Origin of the sequence: Sporosarcina ureae, from assembly GCF_002101375.1 — a bacterium.
Classification (GTDB): domain Bacteria; phylum Bacillota; class Bacilli; order Bacillales_A; family Planococcaceae; genus Sporosarcina; species Sporosarcina ureae_B.
On record NZ_CP015207.1, the window covers coordinates 723,377 to 746,230 of the forward strand.

The 22,854-nt window shown below is 42.1% G+C and carries 18 protein-coding genes and 1 pseudogene; 6 read left to right on the forward strand and 13 right to left on the reverse strand.

Features of this window, described 5'->3' with window-relative positions:
* Nucleotides 1-117 precede the first annotated feature (117 nt).
* The 4 genes and pseudogenes from SporoP8_RS03505 to SporoP8_RS03520 all read left to right on the forward strand — a co-directional run bounded on the left by SporoP8_RS03505 (nucleotide 118) and on the right by SporoP8_RS03520 (nucleotide 5,786).
* Nucleotides 118-3,066, forward strand: coding sequence for a transglycosylase domain-containing protein (locus tag SporoP8_RS03505; protein ID WP_085131251.1), 2,949 nt, complete (start codon nucleotides 118-120; stop codon nucleotides 3,064-3,066).
* Nucleotides 3,067-3,343: 277 nt separating this feature from the next.
* Complete coding sequence (locus SporoP8_RS03510) at nucleotides 3,344-3,976, forward strand: GNAT family N-acetyltransferase (protein ID WP_085131252.1); 633 nt, start codon at nucleotides 3,344-3,346, stop codon at nucleotides 3,974-3,976.
* A gap of 15 nt (nucleotides 3,977-3,991) precedes the next feature.
* Nucleotides 3,992-4,636, forward strand: coding sequence for an acetoin utilization AcuB family protein (locus SporoP8_RS03515; RefSeq protein ID WP_085131253.1), 645 nt, complete (start codon nucleotides 3,992-3,994; stop codon nucleotides 4,634-4,636).
* Nucleotides 4,633-5,786: pseudogene (locus SporoP8_RS03520) on the forward strand (acetoin utilization protein AcuC). The gene SporoP8_RS03515 and the pseudogene SporoP8_RS03520 overlap by 4 nt, the downstream one beginning before the upstream one ends.
* Nucleotides 5,787-5,905: 119 nt before the next feature.
* Here SporoP8_RS03520 and ccpA read toward each other — a convergent pair.
* Both ccpA and SporoP8_RS03530 read right to left on the reverse strand, forming a co-directional pair.
* Nucleotides 5,906-6,907, reverse strand: coding sequence for a catabolite control protein A (ccpA, locus tag SporoP8_RS03525; protein WP_085131254.1), 1,002 nt, complete (start codon nucleotides 6,905-6,907; stop codon nucleotides 5,906-5,908).
* A gap of 133 nt (nucleotides 6,908-7,040) precedes the next feature.
* Nucleotides 7,041-8,123 (reverse strand): bifunctional 3-deoxy-7-phosphoheptulonate synthase/chorismate mutase, encoded by a 1,083-nt coding sequence (locus SporoP8_RS03530; protein ID WP_085131255.1) that lies wholly within the window; start codon nucleotides 8,121-8,123, stop codon nucleotides 7,041-7,043.
* Nucleotides 8,124-8,343: 220 nt separating this feature from the next.
* On the opposite strand from SporoP8_RS03530, the gene SporoP8_RS03535 reads away from it, so the two are divergent.
* Nucleotides 8,344-10,425, forward strand: coding sequence for a cell division protein FtsA (locus tag SporoP8_RS03535; protein ID WP_232319196.1), 2,082 nt, complete (start codon nucleotides 8,344-8,346; stop codon nucleotides 10,423-10,425).
* Nucleotides 10,426-10,530: 105 nt separating this feature from the next.
* Here SporoP8_RS03535 and SporoP8_RS03540 read toward each other — a convergent pair whose 3' ends face one another.
* The 9 genes from SporoP8_RS03540 to SporoP8_RS03580 form a co-directional block, all read right to left on the reverse strand.
* Nucleotides 10,531-11,307: a YtxH domain-containing protein gene (locus SporoP8_RS03540; protein WP_085131256.1), complete on the reverse strand. Its 777-nt coding sequence runs from the start codon at nucleotides 11,305-11,307 to the stop codon at nucleotides 10,531-10,533.
* A gap of 56 nt (nucleotides 11,308-11,363) precedes the next feature.
* The gene (locus SporoP8_RS03545; protein WP_085131257.1) at nucleotides 11,364-11,816 is read right to left on the reverse strand and encodes a DUF948 domain-containing protein; all 453 of its coding nucleotides are present in this window, start codon (nucleotides 11,814-11,816) and stop codon (nucleotides 11,364-11,366) included.
* 162 nt (nucleotides 11,817-11,978) lie between these two features.
* Nucleotides 11,979-13,292: a UDP-N-acetylmuramate--L-alanine ligase gene (gene murC / locus SporoP8_RS03550; RefSeq protein ID WP_085131258.1), complete on the reverse strand. Its 1,314-nt coding sequence runs from the start codon at nucleotides 13,290-13,292 to the stop codon at nucleotides 11,979-11,981.
* 129 nt (nucleotides 13,293-13,421) lie between these two features.
* A complete protein-coding gene (locus tag SporoP8_RS03555) occupies nucleotides 13,422-16,415 on the reverse strand; it encodes a DNA translocase FtsK (RefSeq protein WP_232319197.1) in 2,994 nt (997 codons plus the stop codon).
* Nucleotides 16,416-16,613: 198 nt separating this feature from the next.
* Nucleotides 16,614-17,225 carry a YtpR family tRNA-binding protein gene (ytpR, locus tag SporoP8_RS03560; RefSeq protein WP_085131260.1) on the reverse strand — a complete coding sequence of 204 codons (612 nt, stop codon included), beginning with the start codon at nucleotides 17,223-17,225 and terminating at the stop codon, nucleotides 16,614-16,616.
* Nucleotides 17,222-18,037, reverse strand: coding sequence for a DUF1444 family protein (locus SporoP8_RS03565; RefSeq protein WP_085131261.1), 816 nt, complete (start codon nucleotides 18,035-18,037; stop codon nucleotides 17,222-17,224). The genes ytpR and SporoP8_RS03565 overlap by 4 nt, the downstream gene beginning before the upstream one ends.
* 33 nt (nucleotides 18,038-18,070) lie before the next feature.
* Entirely contained in the window at nucleotides 18,071-18,589 is a 519-nt protein-coding gene (locus SporoP8_RS03570; RefSeq protein WP_085131262.1) for a hypothetical protein, read from the reverse strand.
* A 78-nt stretch (nucleotides 18,590-18,667) separates the two neighbouring features.
* Nucleotides 18,668-19,183, reverse strand: a complete 516-nt coding sequence (locus SporoP8_RS03575; RefSeq protein ID WP_085131263.1) for a DUF84 family protein — start codon at nucleotides 19,181-19,183, stop codon at nucleotides 18,668-18,670.
* Nucleotides 19,184-19,211: 28 nt separating this feature from the next.
* On the reverse strand, nucleotides 19,212-20,285 hold the full coding sequence (locus tag SporoP8_RS03580) for a M42 family metallopeptidase (protein ID WP_085131264.1): 1,074 nt from the start codon (nucleotides 20,283-20,285) through the stop codon (nucleotides 19,212-19,214).
* Nucleotides 20,286-20,487: 202 nt separating this feature from the next.
* Here SporoP8_RS03580 and SporoP8_RS03585 point away from each other — a divergent pair, with 202 nt between their 5' ends.
* Entirely contained in the window at nucleotides 20,488-20,802 is a 315-nt protein-coding gene (locus SporoP8_RS03585) for a peptidase M4 (RefSeq protein WP_085131265.1), read from the forward strand.
* 409 nt (nucleotides 20,803-21,211) lie between these two features.
* Here SporoP8_RS03585 and SporoP8_RS03590 read toward each other — a convergent pair whose 3' ends face one another.
* Together SporoP8_RS03590 and trmB are read right to left on the reverse strand one after the other, a co-directional pair.
* Nucleotides 21,212-22,057 (reverse strand): YtnP family quorum-quenching lactonase, encoded by an 846-nt coding sequence (locus SporoP8_RS03590; RefSeq protein ID WP_085131266.1) that lies wholly within the window; start codon nucleotides 22,055-22,057, stop codon nucleotides 21,212-21,214.
* Between the two features lie 122 nt (nucleotides 22,058-22,179).
* Complete coding sequence (gene trmB / locus SporoP8_RS03595) at nucleotides 22,180-22,824, reverse strand: tRNA (guanosine(46)-N7)-methyltransferase TrmB (RefSeq protein WP_085131267.1); 645 nt, start codon at nucleotides 22,822-22,824, stop codon at nucleotides 22,180-22,182.
* Nucleotides 22,825-22,854 lie beyond the last annotated feature (30 nt).

Consider the following 22,854-nt stretch of genomic DNA (forward strand, 5'->3'; position numbering starts at 1 on the left):
GACATGTAATTTCGTATGAGTTCAATTTTACCCAACTTCCAATGAAAGTCAACAATTATTGCATATTTTCTCCTGAATCTGTGATATAATGAGTAAGATTTTTGGGGGGAGAAAACTTTGAATAACGAAAAGAATAATAGAATTAAGCAACTCGAAGATAAGTTTGAACAAGCGAAAAAAGAGCCTTGGGCTAGAAAACTTCGCATCGGAACTGGCGTACTTTGGAACTTGTTTATATTACTCATTATCTTCGCCGTCATTGGGGCGGTATTTGCGGGTTCAGTGGGTGCAGGATATTTCGCTTCTCTCGTTGCGGAAGAACCTTTGCGTTCTAAGGAAGAACTTCGTGATCAGGTGTTTAATTATGAAGAGACATCTGAAATGTACTTTGCAGACAATATTTATCTAGGCAAAATCAACTCGGATATCGAACGCCGACAAATTACGCTAGATCAAGTTTCACAGTATGCACTGGACGCTGTACTGGCTACTGAGGATGAATACTTTGAAGAACACAATGGTATCGTGCCAAAAGCGATATTCCGTGGTGTATTCCAAGATGTGACGAACTCAGACAGTCAAACAGGTGGATCGACACTTACTCAGCAGTTAGTGAAAAACCAGATCTTGACGAACGAAGTTTCTTATGAGCGTAAAGCTAAAGAAATTTTGCTAGCTATGCGCTTGGAACACTTCATGACGAAAGATGAGATTCTCGAAGCCTATTTGAACATCATTCCGTATGGTCGGGATGTGTCGGGACAGAATATTGCCGGCATCGAAACAGCCGCACGCGGAATCTTCGGCATTAAAGCTGCTGATTTAAGTTTACCGCAAGCTGCGTATATTGCAGGTATTCCACAAGCGCCTTATACGTACACACCATTCTACAGTAAAAATCAAGGAATTAAAGAACGGGAAAAACTTATGTACGGTGTCAACCGAATGAAAACGGTATTGTTCAGAATGCGTGATGCAGGGTATATTACGGATGCAGAATGGAAGGAAGCAAAAGCTTATGATGTAACTAAAGACTTTAGACAACCTTCACGTCGTGCAACCGAACGTTATCCGTATGTCACGCAAGAAATTCAAAATCGCACGATCGAAATTTTAGCTGAAGTTTTAGCTGAAAAAGATGGTATCGACACAGACCGTTTTGAAGGAGATTCCAAGATCAAGGAAAAATACGAAATCATGGCAGACCGTTCTATGCGAACAGACGGCTATCGTATTTACTCGACTATCAACAAAGAGCTGTATGACAAAATGAATGAAGTGGCTGACAGCTTCAGATACTACGGTTATACGTATACTTCTGAAACAATGGATGAAGAATCAGGCAAAATGATTACTAAAGAAAACCCTGTTCAAGTCGGTGCATCGATGATCGAAAACCATACCGGGAAAGTACTTTCATTCGTTGGTGGCCGTGATTACGAACTTGAAGCATTGAATCACTCCACTCAAGCTTACCGACAAAACGGTTCTTCCATGAAACCATTACTGGTTTATGCACCTGCCATTGAATATGGTGTAATTGGTGCGGGAAGTCCACTAGTGGATGTGAAGTTTAGGAAAGGCAGTTACGCTCCCGGAAACTACTTTGACCGTGAGCTCGGTGTATTGCCGGCCCGCGAATCACTGGCACGTTCACAAAACTTATCTACTATTCGTCTATATGACCAGATAATAGATCGAAACCCTATTGATTTCCTTAAGAAAATGAAGTTTAAAAATGCTACGGATCAGGCAGGCAGCGGTCTTTCTGCATCCTTAGGTACGATGGATGTCACTGTAGAGGAAAACACAAATGCTTTCGCTACATTTGCCAATGGCGGTCAATTCATCGAATCGTATATGATCGAACGAATTGAAGACATGAAAGGTAATATAGTATTTGAACACAAAGCAGAACCCGTGGAAGTGTTTAGTCCGGAAACTTCTTATATCATCACCGATATGATGCGTGATGTATTAAAAGGATATGGTACGGCTGCCAGATTGCCTGGCTTGATGAATTTCCGTCCGGATTTAGCTGCTAAGACGGGAACATCGCAGAATTACGGAGACGCTTGGTTAGTCGGCTATAACCCGAACGTATCATTGGGTGTCTGGATGGGCTATAAAAACAGGAATACACCGTTATATCATGGCTACAACAGTGGTCAAATGCATCCATCAGAACGGACAGCACGATTGTACGGACAATTGATGAATACAGCCAACGCTGTAATACCTGAAACTATTAAAGCGAGAGATACTTTTAAACGCCCTAATGGCGTCGTCACACGTTCATTCTGTGGCATTTCAGGTCTCGCTCCTTCTGCCGCTTGTTCAGCAGCAGGACTCGTTCGATCGGATTTATTTAATTCGAAAAAGATGGTACCTACGAAAGCGGATGACAGTATTGTTTCATCAGCAGCCGTTCGAGTGAATGGTAAACTGTATCAGGCGTTAGCTTCTACTCCTCGTGAATTTGTCACGTCTGGTGGAGTTGGCGTAACTTCTGAATACGGCAAGCGGATGCTTGGACGCTTAGGCGGAAATCCTTCTAAACTACTTGCAGGTCGTGGCAGTTATTCAAGCGGTGTCGCAGGCGGCACATTCCCTGCAGACAATGTACCACCTACAGCCGTATCGGCAGCACAAAATGGTTCAGTTCTTACATGGACTAGTTCCGCTTCAAATGATGTCGTCGGGTATTACATCTATCAAAACGGTACCAGAATCGGTACGGTTCATGACGGAGCTTCTAGATCGTTTAAAGTCGGATATGGTTCATACAGTGTGCGCGCAGTGGATATTACCGGACAACTTTCGGGGCCTTCGAACACCGTAACCAATGCCGCACCTACACCAAAAGCGGAACCAAAACCAAATACGGACTCTGGAACAAAACCAGGTACGACAACTCCAGAAACAAAGCCTGATGCAAAACCGGATACAAATTCCGAATCGAAGCCGGAAACTAAACCGGAAAGTACACCAGAATCTACACCAGAAACAACACCTGAAGCTACACCGGAACCAAAGCCGGATGCAGCTCCAGCAGCAAAAGAATAATTAAAGAACCGGATGACAATGCTAGACTGTCATCCGGTTTTATTTTGTCTCTCCAGGATTTTACTAACGTGATGGAGAAACTTCTCCTCCCTCTTCTTCATTCCAATCACACTATTTTTACTATCCACCTATAAATTCCAACAATTCAGTGATTTAATGATAATAATATACTTTTCCCCAATATAAATTGTATACTTAACACAGAGTAGCACGTACTGAACGTACATCGAGCTTTCGAATGTACAAAGAGTAGAAATATTAGGAAGAGGTGAACTGCGTGGAACATAAAAAGACCTACTTTTCCAGATCATTTCCACATGACGAGGGTGAACTGGTCATTGAAGGGCCTGTTTCATCAGAGCGACTGGCATCGTTTGAATTTCACGAAGGACTGAAAGCATTCCGTCCATCTAAACAACAACAACAAGCCTTAGTGAAAATCGCCGCGTTTCCTGAAGGTCGGATCAATGTAGCGAGAATCGATAATATGATTGTTGGGTATGTTACGTTTCTCTATCCCGATCCACTCGAACGCTGGTATGAAGCAGACTTGGCCAATTTAATAGAACTAGGCGCCGTCGAAGTTGTTGCAGCTTATCGCGGCGCCCGTATCGGTAAATCCTTACTGGAATTATCGATGTTGGATGATGCGATGGAAGATTATATTATTATTACGACTGAATATTATTGGCACTGGGATCTAAAAGGAACTGGGTTGACCGTATGGGATTATCGCAAAATGATGGAGAAAATGATGCGGGCAGGTGGCTTGGAATTCTTCTCTACTGATGATCCCGAAATTTGCTCGCACCCCGCCAATGCATTAATGGCAAGGATTGGAAAACGTGTCGATCAAGAATCCATCGAACGCTTTGATCGTGTGCGTTTCAAAAATCGTGTTAATTACTGAAAGTGAGGAATGATCATGCTAATACAAGACATTATGAAAACAGACGTGATTACGCTTAATTCTACACACACCATTGCAGATGCAGTTCAACTGATGAAGGAAAAACGAATCCGCCACATTCCCATCGTAAAAGACGGGCAGATAGAAGGTCTAGTTACAGACCGTGACGTCAAAGAGGCTTCTCCTTCAAGCATTTCGGAGAGATTGGAACCTTCACTTTATGAAACGACACTTGACAAAATTATGAAAACCGATTTATTGATTGGACATCCGCGAGACTTTGCGGAGGAAGCTGCGTTAATGTTTTATACGTATGAAATTGGGTGTTTGCCCATCGTTTCTAATTATCAACTAGTCGGAATTCTAACTAAAACTGATTTATTGTATAACTATATTGAATTAACAGGTGCCAATCAGCCAAGTTCACATATCCAAATTCGCGTTCCAAACACACCGGGTATTCTATATGAAGCATCTAAAGTATTTCACGACCATAATACAAACGTCCTGAGTGTCCTTGTCTATCCTTATCAAGATAATGAAGAGTACAAAATTTTAGCTATTCGCATTAAGCGAATGAACCCTCTTCCGATTATCGAAGGTTTAAAAAAGCAAGGATTCGAAGTTCTTTGGCCGAGCGAACCGGAGATGGGCTTATGAAAAAACAAGCGAGTTTTATCTTTTCTCCCGACCAACTGAACTACGAATTTTCGGATACCCACCCTTTTAATCAAAAGCGAATCATTTTGACAAAAGATTTACTAGATGAAATGAACACGATCGAGCCAGATGAAATTGTCATTCCACGCATAGCCACAGATGAAGAATTGCTTCTGGCTCATGATGCAAAGTATATCGAAATCGTAAAAAAGCGAGTATAGGTGAGGTCAGCGAAAATATCGGGAGTATTTACGGTATCGGTACGGAAGATACACCCTTCTTCACCGGCATGCATGAAGCGAGTGCATTGCTCGTAGGCGGTACACTAACCGCGATTGAAGAAGTAATGGAAGGTCGTTCAAGATATGCGCTGAACCTCGGCGGCGGCTTGCATCACGGCTTCCAAGGGAAAGCTTCTGGCTTCTGTATTTATAACGATAGTTCAGTAGCTATCAAATACTTACAGCAAAAATATGGAGCTCGCGTATTATATGTGGATACTGACGCTCACCACGGCGACGGAGTGCAATGGACGTTTTACGATGACCCGAATGTTTGTACATTCTCTATCCACGAAACAGGTCGCTACTTGTTTCCTGGGACAGGCAATGTGACAGAACGAGGAAACGGAGCAGGTTACGGCACATCATTCAACTTCCCTGTCGACGCATTTACAGAAGATGAATCGTTCCTACATATTTATAAGACGGCCTTGCGGGAAGTAGCGGAACACTTTAAGCCCGACGTCATTCTTACCCAAAACGGAGCAGATGCACACTACTTCGATCCACTCACGCATCTGTATGGCACCATGAAGATTTACGAAGAAATTCCGAAACTAGCAAAAGAAATCGCAGAAGAATTCTGTGAGGGGAAATGGATTGCAATAGGCGGTGGCGGATACGACATCTGGCGTGTAGTGCCACGGGCATGGTCGCACTTATGGCTTACTATGAAAGGCATCGCTACACCAACAGGGAGACTTCCAGAAGCTTGGCTAAATAAATGGCAACCTCAATCACCTGTTTCCCTTATCGAGACGTGGGAAGACCCTGAAGACTTATATGAACCCGTTCCCCGTAAAAGTGACATCAACGAAAAAAATGAGCAAATGCTAACGAGAGCTTTGCACGTCATTCGAAAATCATAATAAAAAGCAACTTATCGCTAAGATAAGTTGCTTTTCGTGTTTATATTTTTTAAAAATAAGGTCTTAGTGTTTTAGATTCAAAACACCCATTCATCTTCGTGACAGACAGTGAATGCCGCTTACTTCTTAACCGACTGCCGCTCTTCCAAATAATAAGGCAGAACCACTTCGGTCTCTTCTACTTCTTCCTTATTCATCAACTTTGTCAACAAACGCATCGATACGGCACCCAAGTCATACAACGGTACTACAATCGCAGTCAACTGCGGACGAACAATACGCGCAAGAATAGAGTGTTGGAAACAAATAATCTCCACATCCTCAGGAATTCTAAGATTCTCATCACGCACACCATTCATAATACCGATTGCGACTTCGTCACTGCTCGTCATGACAGCCGTTGGAGGATTAGACAGCTTACCGAGCACATTCCAGCTCTCATAAGCGTCATCATACGTATTGTCGGTTTCCACGATCAATGACTCGTCAATCGTCATCCCCGCTTCTTCCAACGCACGAATATACCCAACACGCTTGCACAGTCGATTAATGTCCCGCGTAAATGGTCCTGAAACAAACGCAATACGCTGGTGGCCATTGTCGATTAGCTTCTTTGTTACATCATATGCCGCTTGTTCATGATCAATATTGACAGATGGTAAATTGGTTTCAAAATCCAATGTCCCTGCCAAGACGATTGGAACGTTCGCTGTTTTCATTTCTTTCCGTACTTCAGGTGAAATAGAATCACTCATGAAGATCAATCCATCTACTTGCTTGCCTAAATGATCTTCAAACAACTCCACTTCCCGAGAGGTACTCTTGTCCGAATTGGATATGATGATATTGTATTCATACATCGTGGCAACGTCTGCAATCCCTCTAGATAACTCGGCGTAGTAACTCTTGGACATATCGGGGACAATTACTCCAATCGTTGTAGTACGCTTGCTGGCAAGTCCACGAGCGACGGCGTTTGGCCGGTATCCCAATCGTTCAATACAGTCCAATACTTTTTTGCGAGTCGCCGGCTTCACGTTTTGATTGCCGTTCACTACACGTGAAACCGTTGCCATCGATACGTTTGCTTCTCTCGCTACATCGTAAATAGTGATAGCCATTTTTGCTCCTCCTGTCTTTATACTTTATTAGTATACCGTGTTCTGCTGGATTTTTGTGTTTTTCTGTGAAGAAACCTGTCATTCTATACAGAAAAACACCGACCTTTACTAATAAAGGACGGTGTTGGATGTTTTAGATCGTTTGGTGCGTGTTCATGAAGCGAGTCATCTCTTCGTAGAACTTGTCAAACTGCTCAATATCCATTTGCTGCGCTGAATCCGATAATGCTACAGCTGGGTCCGGATGAACCTCTGCCATAACGCCGTCTGCTCCTACTGCGATTGCTGCTTTCGCTGTCGGAAGCAATAAGTCTTTACGGCCAGTGGAGTGTGTAACGTCCACGAATACCGGTAAATGTGTTTCTTGCTTCAAAATTGGAACAGCAGAGATGTCCAGCGTGTTTCGAGTTGCCGTCTCATATGTACGAATTCCTCGCTCACATAGCATGATCTCCGTATTACCTTTAGAAATAATATATTCAGCTGCATTGACGAACTCAGAAATCGTTGCAGACATTCCACGCTTTAGAAGAACTGGCTTATCGACCATTCCAGCTTCTTTCAGCAATTCGAAGTTCTGCATGTTACGAGCACCGATCTGGATCACATCGATATATTCGAGTGCTTCCTCCAAGTGTGACGGTGTAATGATTTCTGTGACGATCGAAAGTCCAGTTTCATCTGCAACTCGCTTGAGAATTTTTAAACCTTCAAGGCCTAAACCTTGGAAATCATATGGAGATGTACGTGGCTTGTAAGCTCCCCCACGAATCATCGTCAATCCTTTTGCTTTGATCGACTTCGCTACTGCCAAAACCTGCTCGTAAGATTCTACTGCACAAGGTCCAAATACGAAAGATGGATGTCCGTCTCCGATTTTATGGCCGTTTACGTCAACAATCGTGTCTTCAGGTTTTTTAGTACGGGATACGAGCAATGCATTCTTCTGCTCATCTTGCTGTACTTCAAGTGCTGACATGAAAATAGATTTAAATACCTGTTCAAGGATACCGTCTGGTAAAGGACCATGGTTTGCCTTCTTTAAGACGTTGAGCATCTCGCGTTCGCGAATCGGATCATATCTATTTACACCTTGCTTTTCTTTTAACTTACCAATTTCTTGGATAACGCCTGTACGTTCATTGATCAATTTAAGAATATCTAAGTTCAATTGATCAATAGTACCTCTCAACTCACCTAAATCTTGCTTGCTCATAATACCTGTCTCCTCCCCGTACATATCTTCCTTTTCTAACACCGGAATCTATGGTACATTTTTATATAATAGACCTAGTATAATGAATACTCATAGAAAAGTCACGCAATTTCATCGAATAAATAAATATTCACTATTTTCCAATAGAAAAAAACTTGAAAAGAGGTTGGAAATCCTGGCTACTAAGCTATTCGCTCTTGATATCGGGACTCGCACCGTTGTGGGCATTGTACTAGAAGAACAAAACGATTCATTCCATATTGTAGACTTGATTTCTAAAGAACATAAAGAACGATCGATGATTGATGGACAAATACATAATATTGTAAGCGTGGCGTCTATAATTCAAGAAATCAAAGAACAATTGGAAGAAATTCACGGACCTCTGAAACGTGTTAGTGTTGCGGCAGCAGGACGTTCATTGAAAACAGCAGAAGGAACTGTGACGGTAGACATTTCAGATCGCACATTGATGTCAAAAGAAGATATTAATCGATTGGAATTAGTAGCTGTACAAAACGCACAGGAAAAATTACTATCCGCTCATCAATCGCAAGAGGACGATCACTATTATTGCGTAGGTTATTCTGTCTTATATTACAAATTGCAAGATGAACAGATTGGAAGTCTGATTGATCAAAAAGGGAAATCAGCTACCGTAGAAGTCATTGCCACATTTTTACCACGAGTGGTTGTAGAATCCTTACTTGCCGCGTTAAAGCGGGCTGATTTGGAAATGGAAGCTTTAACACTCGAGCCGATTGCTGCTATTCATGTGCTCGTACCTCCTTCCATGAGGAGATTGAATATCGCGTTGGTCGATATTGGAGCCGGCACATCAGATATTGCCATTGTCAGGGATAATACCGTGACAGCATATGGAATGGTACCTGTTGCGGGAGACGAAATGACCGAAGCACTAAGTGCACACTACTTGCTCGATTTTCCATTAGCTGAACAAATGAAGCGACAAATTACTGAACAAGAGGTGTTGACGGTTCAAGACATTTTAGGATTCGAACAAAAAATACCTTCAGAAGAAGTAATCGATGTCATCAGACCTTCAGTGAAACATGTCGCGTTATCCATTGCGAATGAAATCAAACGATTGAATCATCACTCTTCCCCGCAAGCCGTGATGATTGTTGGAGGTGGAGGATTAACACCTACATTAACGAAAGAAGTGAGTACGCAACTAGACCTTCCTGAGAACCGCGTAGCCATTCGAAGTCTCGATGCGCTGTCAGGTGTTACACTTTCCGACCAAATCGAAGCCTCTCCTGCGCTCGTAACGCCAATCGGCATTGCAATCGCAGCGCAAAGAGCTCCGATTCATTATATTTCCTTAACCGTCAACGACCAATCCGTTCGATTATTCGAGCTAAAAGAGCTTACAGTAGGCGATGCACTGCTAGCAGCCCGCATTACTGCTCGTCAGTTATACGGTAGACCTGGACTGGCACTGATTGTAAAAGTAAACGGGCAGTGGAGAACACTCCCTGGCGAGCACGGCTCATCCACTACTATCCTGTTAAACGGTACTGAAGTCGGCACGAAGGATCTTGTCGGGCACCAAGACCACATTGAGCTACTGTTCGGTAAAGACGGCACAGATGCTTCAGCGACAGTCAGAGACGTGGTAGATGCGCTCGAACCGATACATTATCAGTTGGACGGTGTAACACAGACGATTACCGGTGTAATGTTGCTTAACGGAAAGACGGTGACAATGGATACCGAGATTGCGGATCGGGATGAACTGATAGTGAATCCAACGAATAGAATACAAGATGTGATAGCGTCTCCTATAAGCCTGGGGACAGAATCGTTCACTGTGGCATGGGATGGAACTCCCCATCGTCTGAGGAAGCGTGAGATCGTCTACATCGCAAACGGACAACCAGTCTCAGCCGACTATCAAATTCACGCAAACGATAGTATTGAAACGCGTCAACCTGCCCCTCTTTCCTTAAAGGAAATAGCTAGGGAGTTAGGTATCGTTCTAGAGGAGCGTGCCGACGTAACATTTAATGATGAGCCTGTGGTGATCAAAAAACAACGAACTACCGTGTATGTAAACGGACAACCAGCTAGTCTTGACTACCAAGTACAAGCTAATGACCAAGTGGAGTTCAAGTCATTACCTAATTCCCCTATACTATTCAGTGATATATTTTCATTCACTGATTTTTCATTACCGTCTCAATCTACCGCCGCCTATTACTTATTGCGTAATGGCGAATCCATCCGCTTCAATGAATGGATATTCGGTGGAGATCAACTGGAAATTGTATTTGAATAAAAGCTACGCTGTGCGGAAAAACCGCCTGGCGTAGCTTTTTCCTAGTACTCTTTTTCTTTACTAGTACATATAAAAAAACCTTCCCGTGAAGGAAGGTTTTCGCTATTATTTAGAATGAATTTTATTGTTATTGTTTGATGAGGAGTTGTTTGTTTTAGACTGATTAGTATCCTTTTTAGCAGAAGCGTTTGCTTTAGGAGATTTATTATCATTGTTTTTGTTTGAAGAGTTGTCAGCTTTACCTTGAACTTCATTTTTGTTTGATGTTTCTTTTACTTTTGAAAGTTCTCCTGATTTTTCATTGTTTTCTTTTGTACTTTTATAATCAGTTGCTTCTTCACCTTCAGATGATACTGTACCATCGTCCATTGGAACATTCGCTTTGGACTTCGCAGACTTCACTTTGTCTACTAACTGCCCTGATTGTTCTTGGATGTTTTGAGACAACTCAGAAGTCTTCTCTTTTGCGGCTGTAGTGAACGCTGCAGTTTTTTCTTTTGCCGTATCTGTGAATTCAGCTGTGTAATCTTTTGCTGCACTTGATAATTCAGTTGCTTTATCTTTTGCTGTGCTTGATAGCTCTACCGCTTTATCTTTTGCTGTGGAGCTTAATTCAATACTCTTATCTTTTAATTGTGAAGCTTGTGTAGTTAAATCTTCTCGCATTTCACGGCCTGTCTTCGGCGCTAAGAACAATGCAGTTGCCGCTCCGATTACACCACCAATGATTGCACCGGCAATGAAACTACCTGTACCGCTGCTATCTTCATCATACAGATCATTTGTTGAACGGTATGTGTAGTTCGCTGGGTATTGTGGCTGTCCATACGTATTAGAGTAGTTACCTGTGTTGTCGTTATAGTTCGGTTTGTTTTCTGTCATTTTTTCTTCCTCCTGTTAATTAACTTTTTTGTATGTTTTAAAGGAAAATGCTTGTACTAGGAGCGCGATTTGTATACTGTCCAGCCAGCGGACTTTTTAGGTTGCCGTTCCTTTACTTGATCATACAGATTCACTGCAACGGTTCCCCACTGTACTACTTGCGCGATTTTGTCACTGTTTTGTTCGGCTTGGGTAGTTACGGAGCTTGAGATTCGATGAACTGATTGATTAAGAGTATTCACCGAGTCACCTACTCCTTTTACCGCCTCCACCACAGTGTTCAGCTTGTCCGCTTTTCCTTGTAAATCTTCGGCTAGCTGATTGGTTTTTTGAAGGAGTTGTGTACTTTCTGTAGTCACTCCCTCTAATTGCTTTGATAAGTCATCTACTGTATGCGAGACACTCTGTAAAGATGTCTTTAACGACCCCAGTGTCTTAGCTAGACTTACACAAAGAATAAGAAATGCGATTGCGGCAATCACTGCTGCAACGTAAAGTAAATTGATCACTTACGTTATCCTCCTAGAGCATATTCTTACGAAAACTTTACCCCTCTTTTAGAGTTTCTAAACTTTTCGTCCTACTACTCCTGTTCGACATAACTAGGTAATATCCTTTATCGTAACGAAAAAAAGTCTTAAAAAAAGAAGAAACAGCCCTCTCATAAGAGATTAGGCTGTTTCTTCTTTAGTAATGTCAGACTTAAATTGTTTTAAATATAGTTGGATATCACCGGCTCCCATAAATAAGATTACAGAATTTTGATGTGCTTCTAAATCTGACATATCTTCTATTTTCAAATGTTGGGAATTAGGGATTTTATCTATCAAATCATGGATCGTTAAACTACCGACTTTCTCTCGTGCGGATCCAAAGATATCACATAAATATACATGATCTGCTTCAGATAAACTTTCTGCAAATTGATCTAACATCGCAGCGGTTCTGCTGAATGTATGCGGTTGGAATACCGCAATCACTTCACGATTCGGATATTTTTGACGTGCCGAATCCAATGTTGCGCGGATTTCAGTAGGATGATGCGCATAGTCATCCACTATGACACGGTCATCTAATTCCAAGACAGAAAAACGTCTTTTCACGCCTGTAAACGACGCAAAGCGTTCATTTACAATTTCAGCTGGAATATTTTCATAATGACAGAGTGCAATAACACTCAACGCATTTCTAATGGCATGGTCGCCTGTTAATGTAATCGTAAAACGATGATAGAATTCATTTCGGATGAACACGTCAAACGAACAGCCGTTTTCATCTTTTTCTATATTTGCTGCGTAAAAGTCATTGGATGAATCCAAGCCATAATAGACAATCGGAACTTGGCATTGGAGTTTCTGAAGATTATCGTCGTCACCACAAGCGATTAACGCCTTCTTCACTTGACTCGCCATCTGTCCGAAAGCGTCCAAGATATCGTCCAAACTTGTGAAGTAATCCGGATGATCAAAATCTATATTTGTCATGATGGCGTAGTCTGGATGGTATGCCAAAAAGTGGCGTTTGTATTCACATGCTTCGAATACAAAGTTCTCCGCATTCTCGATACCTTTACCTGTACCGTCTCCAATTAAGTAAGAAGTTGGCGCAAAGCCACCCAATACATGCGCAAGCAAGCCCGTTGTAGACGTTTTACCATGCGTTCCCGTCACACCGATGGAAGTAAATTGTTCCATATAGTTGCCAAGGAAATCATGATAACGAATAACTTCTACCCCAAGTTCTTCTGCCCGTAGTAATTCAGGATGATCATCTTTAAATGCGTTTCCCGCAATCACTTTCATACCTGGCTGAATATTATTTTCGTCAAATGGCAGTACTTTTATATTTCTTTCATGTAAGGGATCTTCTGTGAAAAAGTATTTTTCCACATCAGAACCTTGAACTTTATACGAAGAGTCATGCAGCAACTGGGCAAGGGAACTCATTCCCGATCCTTTTATGCCAGTAAAATGTAACAATGTCATATTGAAACCTCCCGGGAGTTCTTTCATCCCACTTTTTATCTTCAATCGTCTGTAATAGACGAGAAGATTATTTCTTGTCATAGTATACCATGCGTTTGATCAAACCTTTGGATAGGAACTATGAATTCATTATTTCATGAAGCTTTCAAATGCTTGTTCAGTCAAAAAGACATCGCGCGCTCTGCTTCCTCTTTGCTCAGATATAAATTGATTGGCTTCCATTCGGTCGATTAACTTGGCCGCCCGGTTATACCCGATGCTGAAATGGCGCTGTAATGACGAAGTGGATGCACTCCCCTGCTCGATGACAAAGTTGCAGGCTTGCTCAAATAACGGATCCGATTCCTCTTCTCGGACAGCGGCCGCTAATAAATCATCTTGGCCGAATAAGTAATTCGGTTCTGCTTCATTACGAACATGTTCTATTATACGCTCGATTTCATCATCCGTGACAAATGTCCCCTGAAGACGGACAGGAGCCGATTGGCCATTGCCTAAATACAGCATATCCCCTTTACCAAGTAAGCGATCTGCCCCTATTGTATCTAAAATAGTTCTTGAATCTACTTGAGAAGACACAGCAAATGCTATGCGAGTCGGAATATTGGCTTTAATCGTTCCAGTAATGACATCAACAGAAGGTCGCTGAGTTGCGATGATTAAATGAATACCACACGCTCTAGCTTTTTGTGTGATTCGGCTGATCGACACTTCTACGTCCGCAGGTGCCATCATCATTAAATCTGCTAACTCATCAATCACTACTAAAATATACGGCATCTTTAATGAGAAACGTCGTGATGCCATAACCATTTCGTTATAGCGTTCGATATTACGTACTCCGGAATGCGCAAATAATTCATAGCGTCTTTCCATCTCATTGACCGCCCATTTCAATGCTGCAGTCGCCGCTTTCACATCCGTAATCACCGGACTCAACAAGTGAGGAATGCCGTTGTATGGTGCCAATTCCACCATTTTCGGATCAATGAGCAATAGTTTCAGATCATGATGTGAAGCTTTATACAGCAAACTGATCAGTATAGAGTTGATACAAACGGATTTACCGGAGCCTGTTGCACCAGCGATCATTCCGTGTGGCATCTTTCGGAGATCAATTGTTTGCGGCTCCCCTGTCAAACTTAATCCCAATACAGCCTCTAAAGGCGAGTCTGATTTCATAAATGAATCACTGTCAATAACCTCTGAAATTCGAACAGCACGTGTTTTGCGATTTGGAATTTCAATACCGATCATACTTGTACCTGGAATCGGCGCTTGGATACGAATATCCCTAGCGGCCAAAGCCAATTTTAAGTCGTCGGTAAGATTTCGAATTTTACTTACTTTCGTCCCCTGCATGACCGTTAACTCAAACATCGTGACGGCTGGTCCTTGCACAGCTTGTTCGACAGTCGCCTGTACAGCGAAGTGGGAAAGAGTTTCTTCTAACGTAGCAGACTGCGCTGCAAGCCACTCTTCATCCACGATTTCTTCTTCTGGAGGTGCTAAAAATTGCATCGTCGGGAATCCATAATGTGGTGGTTCTTCTTCGATTAGTTCCTCTTCAGGCTCTTCTACAATCGTTTCAGCAGTCGTAGCGACCATTTCAGTTACTTCAACGTCAGATTCTACTATGATAGATTCTGTTTCTTTGATCAATCCCAGTTCTTCCACGTTCGATTCTGCAGTTTTTTTCTGTTGTTCTGGCAGTGCAGCTTGTCCAGCTTCAGACGATTCAGTTTGTTCCGAAACAGCGTGATCCGTTTCTATTTCAAATGACGCTTCATCTACTACCTCTTTTTTCGTTGCATTCGCTGCAATGAGCTCTTCTACTCTTGCCGCTAATTTTTCTTTATCGGATTTGAGCATCAACACATTAAAGGGCACAACTTTTTCTTTCTTAACTGGTTGTGCTGGTTCCTCTAGATCATTCACGGCGGATTCTACTTCATCCGATTCGATTTCTTCTTCCACTTCTACATCTTCTATTTCTTCTATCTCTTCAACTTCTTCAACTTCTTCTATCTCTTCTATCTCTTCTTCAATCGTAACGGTTACCGGCGCTTCTGAATCTACTACAATTTCTTCTGTTTCGGTTGCGACATAGTCATGCTTCTCTACTTCTGTTTCAGCTTGCTCTGCAGCTTCCGTTTGTGAAATAACTTCTAGCGATTCTTCTGACTCCACAATAGTTACTTTAGCTACTTCGATTTCATCTTGTACATCGTCATGTGTAGCTACTTCTAGTGACTCTTCTTGCACGGGTGTTTCTTCAGTCAGTTCTACTAGTTGCGTAGATTCTTCAGATACTTCTGATTTAGTTTCTTCTATTCCTTGAGTATATTCTTCCGCTGAGGACATCTCGGACTGTCTTTTTTCTGATGAACTAGCGAATAATGGTGTCTTATTTGGTTGTTGATTGGAAATCAACGACAAAGGCAATTCTTCGTCGTGAATTTCTAAGTGATCATGTAATTCTTGATCTTTTGTATCTTTCTTTTCTATAACTGATTCCATAGCCTCACTAATTGGAGAACTAGTGTTTAATCCGTAGATAGGCGAAGGCACATGTGTAGGGGAAAATGGTTTTCTGAATTTCTTCGGCTTCTCAACCTTCACGGGTTCTTCTTTATGTCGAGTAGGCACTTCTGGTTCAGGACGTCGTGATTCATATGGTTCAATCCGTTGCGGCTCCGAGTGCAATGTACGTTCATGCTTTTTACCGGAAAACGGTAGCGGCAATGGACTTGACGTAGGTGGAATGATATGAGCAAAATCTCGTTTCGCTTCTGCACGGTAGACATTTCCACTGCGCTCATAACGACCTGGCCAACGTTCATTCTGTTCTAAAGGAAGTATTTCATACGCGTCTTCTTCTGTCACTTCTTCTTGTAAATAGTCTTTCGTATATTCATCATGATGGATCTGTGGTTCCCATCCATAAATTTCGTAGTCAGAAACGATCGGAAACCGAAAGTTTGTTTTTTTATCTTCATCTAGATCTTCGTTTTGAATTTGGTTTTGGTTATTTTTATCACTAGTATTTTCAGTAGTTGATTGCTCATATAATGGGTTATCTTTTTCAGCGCCTTCTTGCATTTGCTGAAGGCGTCTTTTCATATTCCGTAGCCAGCTCAAATATATCACTCTTTTCATATCAATCATTTCATTTTAACAGGTTACCTAGGAGGAAATCAAACAGTTCTACGTTCTTTCTATATAAAATGATGATTTATAACTCTTTGTAACAATAATACAAAAAAGCTTTTGCTACAAGCTTAACGAGGCTTGTGCAAAAGCTTTTTTATATGGATATATTTACAACTTGCCTTCGAAAGCTTCCCCGACTTTCATATCGTCTGCTACTACGAGGATTCCTTTTGCGTCGGGAGCATCTGGCAGATCAAGTTCTCTAGCAGAACAGATCATGCCTGATGATGCTACTCCGCGAAGTTCGGCATCACGAATGATCATACCTGAAGGCATTACAGCGCCTACTTTTGCTACGACCACTTTCTGGCCTGCTTCCACATTAGGAGCGCCACAAACGATCTGCAGCGTTTCTTCCCCTACGTCTACCTGGCAAATGTTCAATTTATCTGCATTTGGATGCTTTTCTTTTTCCGCAACATAGCCAACAACGAATTTAGGAGTGAAATCCAATTCCAATTCCAAATCAATGTCATTTTTCTTTAATGCGGCTTGTAATTGTTCGCCAATCTCTTCTGTCAGTTCTACTTGACCAACAGCTGAAACCGTCAAATAACTAGATGCATCAAATAAATTGAACGCTACTACGGTTTCTGTCTTTTCATCTTTGATCAACGTGACATCGTTTATTCTTTCCGCAGCAATTGCTGTCGGTCTTTCTGTTGTAAGTTGAACGAACAATACGTCGCCAACACCTTCTGGATTATAAAATATATTCATTTTTTCTTTTCCTTTCTTGCTAATCTATTTTTCGCCATAATGAAAATCGGTTCAAGCTTACCATCTTCATAAATGAAAGACAGTGATGTAACAGGTACAGCACCTGTTGTGAAAAATTGCATAGCTATTTGCGCCACGACGTCATAGCCTGTTTCATTCCGGATATCACCAATAATTAACACATCTTGATGGGGAACCGATACGACCATATGTCCTTCGATTTTCTGTTCCATTTCTTTCATGAATGGCTGATTCAAGATTCTACTCGCATCATACCCATCGTTATTATTAATGAAATAGAATATATTATCCGATACGATATCTTGTTTATACGCTGTCGGTAACGTCTTCACTTTAAACATCGCAACTTCCTGAATTTCCTGTTCTGTCATCTGCAGATCAGACAGCATCCCTTGATCTATCAAGCGATACGTGTTCCCTAAATCCAGCGCATAGAAAATACGTGTTTCCGCTGTATGGTCTTTCGTTAAGAAAGCTTGTCCTGCGGAACTTTTAGTTGGGAATGAAGTTGAACGGATGACGGGATAGATCGTATTTTCTCCCGCGAATCCTTTCTCTTGTTCCTTCTCCATGGCGCGAAACGTCTCCAAGACGGTATACACCACTTCATCGATTGCTCGTTCGTTTTTCTGCTCATACTTGGATAGAATTTCAGGTAATGAAATATCCATGCCTTTATGAAGAGTATGGTGGACAATCCGCAACTTGTCAGCTCGACGGTCAAATTGCCAATCGAAGTTCTCTTTAGGTAAGCGTTTCTTTAGTTCTTCTACCAAATCTTCAGCTTCCATTCGTTAACCCTCTCCTTCAATACTCAAAATTACTTATTGGTCGTCATGCTGAACCGAACGAGCAATTTCCATCATCTTTTCTAAATAAGCCTCGGTATTTTCTTCATTTGTTACAGTTTCAACTTTCGCTCCACCTACGTTGGCGATTAACTCTACTTGCTTCTCACCTTTTTGAATGACAGCTACAAAGCCAAATGCTTCATCTTTAGAAAATGTTTGGGCACCTACTAAATGATCGGGTTCATCCGTCAAGAGTACGTCATAATACACTTGACTGTTTTTCTTTTCATTCGGATTAACGGTTAGATAAAATGAATCATTTCGTTTAGTTAACACAATCTGTTGAGAAGTTGATTCTTTATCTATTCGTAGAGTTGGCGGTTTATAGAATTCAATATCGCCCTCCGTTTGATTCGTTTTTTTGCTATTTAGTTCGAATGCTTTTTTCGCTGAAACAAACGCATCGTCAGTACGGACTTCCACTTTCTGATTACATCCTACCAATACGACAGCTAGTAGCAACAGCAAGAAAACCTTTCCACTTCGCAACATTCAGGTTCCCCCCTTCTCTACTTTCGTTCAATTTTCTATCAGTCCTATTCTAATCGCACCCCGACGCTATTGCAATCGTCAGCTCTGTAGCGACGTGCTATACAAGAGCTGGCCCATCAATAATTGCATAATATGTTCAAATAACGCATCCCTCGGTACAAGTTGTGCCGTCAACATCCCCATAGCCCCTTCTGACATGCGAACATTTTGCTTTTTAAAATAGGTGTCCACCGCATCCCCTAGTTCATGGCCACGGCGAATTTCATTGGCCAATTCTTCCGGCAAAGGGATTTGCGCTCCTGCTGCAGTAAACGTTTTGCCTTCAGGCGTAGTGAGGGCGCCCCAATTGCAGAGATACATAGTATCCCCAATCATATGGACACCGCCTTCTAAACCTATACCAAAAGCATTGTTTGCCGCAGTGATTGAACGATTGATTGCCCCTTGCCGCGTCTCTTCTTCACTCATCGGCTGTGCGCTAACGCCAGACGGAACGGACGCTGAAGAAACGGTGCTGTTCTCCATATAGCGTTCGACCATCCGAACCACTGCACGCTTTTTCGCCTGATTTTCAGAGCCAACAATGAATTCCATTCCACATCCTCATTTCATCTTTAGCTGCTTAGCAGTTTTGTTTAATCGTTTCCACAGTAGTTTTATCGCACGCTTTTACTAGTCTTGTAATTAATTCTTTCGCTGCTGCATAATCATCTGTGTGGATAATGGAAGCTGCAGTATGGATGTAACGAGAACAAATACCGATGACAGCACTTGGCACGCCGTTATTCGCGACATGTACTTGCCCTGCATCCGTACCGCCTTGGGAAACAAAGTATTGATACGGTATATTGTGAGTTTCAGCAGTATCTAAAATGAATTCGCGCATACCACGGTGTGTGATCATCGAGCGGTCCATAATACGCAATAGAGTCCCTTCTCCCAACTGACCGAATTCTTTTTTATTGCCGCTTGCATCATTTGCGGGACTTGCATCGAGCGCGAAGAATAAATCGGGATCTATCATACGCGCTGCTGTTTGTGCGCCACGTAAGCCGACTTCTTCCATAACGGTTGCTCCTGAATACAATGTATTCGGCAACGTTTCATTTTTCACTTCTTGCAATAGTTCCACAGCAAGACCGCAACCATAGCGGTTATCCCACGCTTTGGCCATAATCTTTTTCGGATTCGCCATCGGTGTGAACGGACAAATTGGCAAGATCTGCTGACCGGGACGAATACCGAAGTTCATAGCGTCTGCTTTGTCATCAGCGCCGACGTCAATCAGCATGTTTTTGATATCCATTGGTTTGCTACGCTCTGCGTCACTCAACAAGTGCGGTGGAATAGAACCAATGACACCGGGAATATCTGCGTCTTCCGTGATGATTTGGACTCGTTGCGCCAATAAGACTTGGTTCCACCAGCCACCTAACGGCTGAAAACGAAGCATTCCGTTATCCGTAATACCTGTTACCATGAAGCCAACTTCATCCATATGGCCGGCAACCATAATTTTCGGCTGATCTTCTTTTCCGTGCCGAACACCAAACACGCCGCCTAGGCCATCTTGAATAACTTCATCCGAGTTCTGTGCTAACTGCTCACGCATAAAAGCCCGGACACGGTATTCATTACCTGGTGCGCCCGGAAGTTCAGTCAATGTACGAAATAACTCTAATGTTTCTTTTTCCATCTAAATCCCTCACTTTTTTATTGTCTATGTGTAGTATATCCACATACCAAACAGATGAATACTAATTAGGTTAAGCATTTGCTTTACACAATAGTGCCATATTCTACCGATTTACAAATTTGAAAACACTTTTGAATCGCCATGCACTTTTAAACTATGTTACACTATAAGAAAAGATTTGCGAAGGAGGCTGCAATTAGACATGAAAGTAAAAGACTTTTTAGCTGGAATCTTAACCGGAGTTGCTGCAGGCGTAGTAGTGAATGAGGCATTTAATCGTTACAATGAGGAAGTACCTGCTGACAACGTATTGAAAAAAGTAAAAGATGCATTTAAAGAAGAAGGACCAATCGACGGTTCGTGGATCGTGATGAAACCAGAACCTTACACAAATCACGTAATTTCAATGGACGTATACCGTGGTGGCGTTTCACGCATGAAAGACGGCAAACTCGAGCAATTCGAATTCGCAGCAGATGCGAAAACAGGCACTGTCGTAGAGCTAGTTCGTCAATAATCAGTAAGTAAATAGACGTAAAGAGGCTATCCGAGTAGTATCTACTTCTTGGGTAGTCTCTTTTTTTGTTTAAATGAATTTTAAAAGCGTCCGGCTTAAGATTTTACGTAACTATCTTTTAAAATGTACTTCTCCATACAGAAAAAGACAAACCCCTCGTAAAAGGGATCTGTCTCTAGCACTTAATGTTTAACATTGCATAAGGTTTCCAGCTCAAGAACACAACACCAGTTGATCGTAAGAGGAAGGCGGCGACTCCCGGAGGATCAGCGTGCGCCTTGAGATCCCGCAGAAGCGAAGCGCACGAGGAAGCTCAAGCCACGCCCTCGGGAAAGCGTCCGCCTGGAACGTCGATCAACTGCGCACTCCCACTCCCCTCACTAAATCACTTGAACTCGAACTTAATCCCTCACCGAGTACAAGGCAAGCTATCTACAATCGTCTTGCCATCTTCACTAAACTTCGCCATACGATACACCGCATCATGGTAGAAAATAAACCCATACTCATTTGGAAGCGCTTCCTTCATCAAGCGCTCTTTTGCATAAATCGAGTCCATTGGATAATCGTCATAAGCAAGTACCCACAAAGGATTCGAATGCGCATGCGTCGGCATAATATCCGCCATATGAATTAACGTCTCGCCGCCCTGCTCGAGCTTAATTACACAATGCCCATCACTATGGCCACCCGTGTGAATCATCTTAATCCCTGGTACGACTTCAATCTCCTCTTCAAACGTCGCCACTTGGTCTTGAATCGGCTCCCAGTTTTCTTTCCAATACGTATTGCGCGAGCGAATATTGGGTTCTCTCATTTCATCCCACTCAACTTGCGAAGTATAGATCTTGGCATTCTTAAATACAGACACTAGCTGATCATTTTCCCACTGCGTCAAACCGGCCGCGTGGTCATTATGAAGATGGGACATTAACACGACATCGATATCGTCGGGCGTCATGCCAAGTTCTTTTAAACTTTCCTCCACACGCGTTTCAGTACGTACACCAAGGTTACGCTTTTGCTTGTCGTTCAATTTACCTTTTCCGATACCGGAATCAATCAAATAATTTTTACTTTGATATTGAATGAGGATTGGATCTGTTCGTAGTTCAATCAAATTGTTTTCATCTGCTTCATAGCGTCTTGACCATAGCGCTTTCGGAACGACACCGAACATCGCACCGCCGTCCAAAAAGTTTACGCCACCGTCTAACCACGTTAGTTTCATATCATGAAAAGTTAGTTGATCCAAAATAATTCCTCCCTACATTCCTTTAGTAACTGTTATATAGACATTGTACTTTTCCACTGAGCTCTCAAGCTTCAGCAGAAAAGTACAACGTCCAACAGTTTTCTACATCTTACCTAGTAGAATTAGCTTTGAAATTGTGCTTCCAGACGATAAATCGGCTGACCTTTACTCGAAAACTTCTCTTCGTACTCGGTTAACACATTATCTTCAGGCATGTTTGCGTGTAAATCGAGTGAAACGGATCGTAATTTCATACCATAGTCCGTCATGGAGACAAGAGAATATTCAAACAGCGAACGATTATCTGTCTTAAAGTGAATTTCTCCATTCGTCGTCAAAACACCTTCATATTTCGCTAAAAAGTTTGGATGTGTCAAACGACGCTTTTCATGGCGATCTTTTGGCCATGGATCAGAAAAGTTTAAGTACACACGATTAATTTCTGAATCCGCAAAAATGGACTCCAACTCTTCTCCATTGACACGCATCAAACGAAGATTAGCAGGCTTTTCCGCTTCAATTGCTTTCTCTAACGCGGATACGATTACATTATCGAAATGTTCGATGCCAATATAGTTAACCTCTGGATTCGCCAATGCCATTCCAATGACAAACTGACCTTTCCCTGTACCCACTTCAATATGGATTGGCGCATCGTTTCCGAACTCTTCAGTCCAACGACCTTTTTTGCCTTCCGGATCCAAAATCAAAACATCCGGATGTTCTGCCATAAAATCTTTAGCCCAAGGCTTATTTCGTAAACGCATAATCAGTACACTCTCTCTTTTTCAGTAATT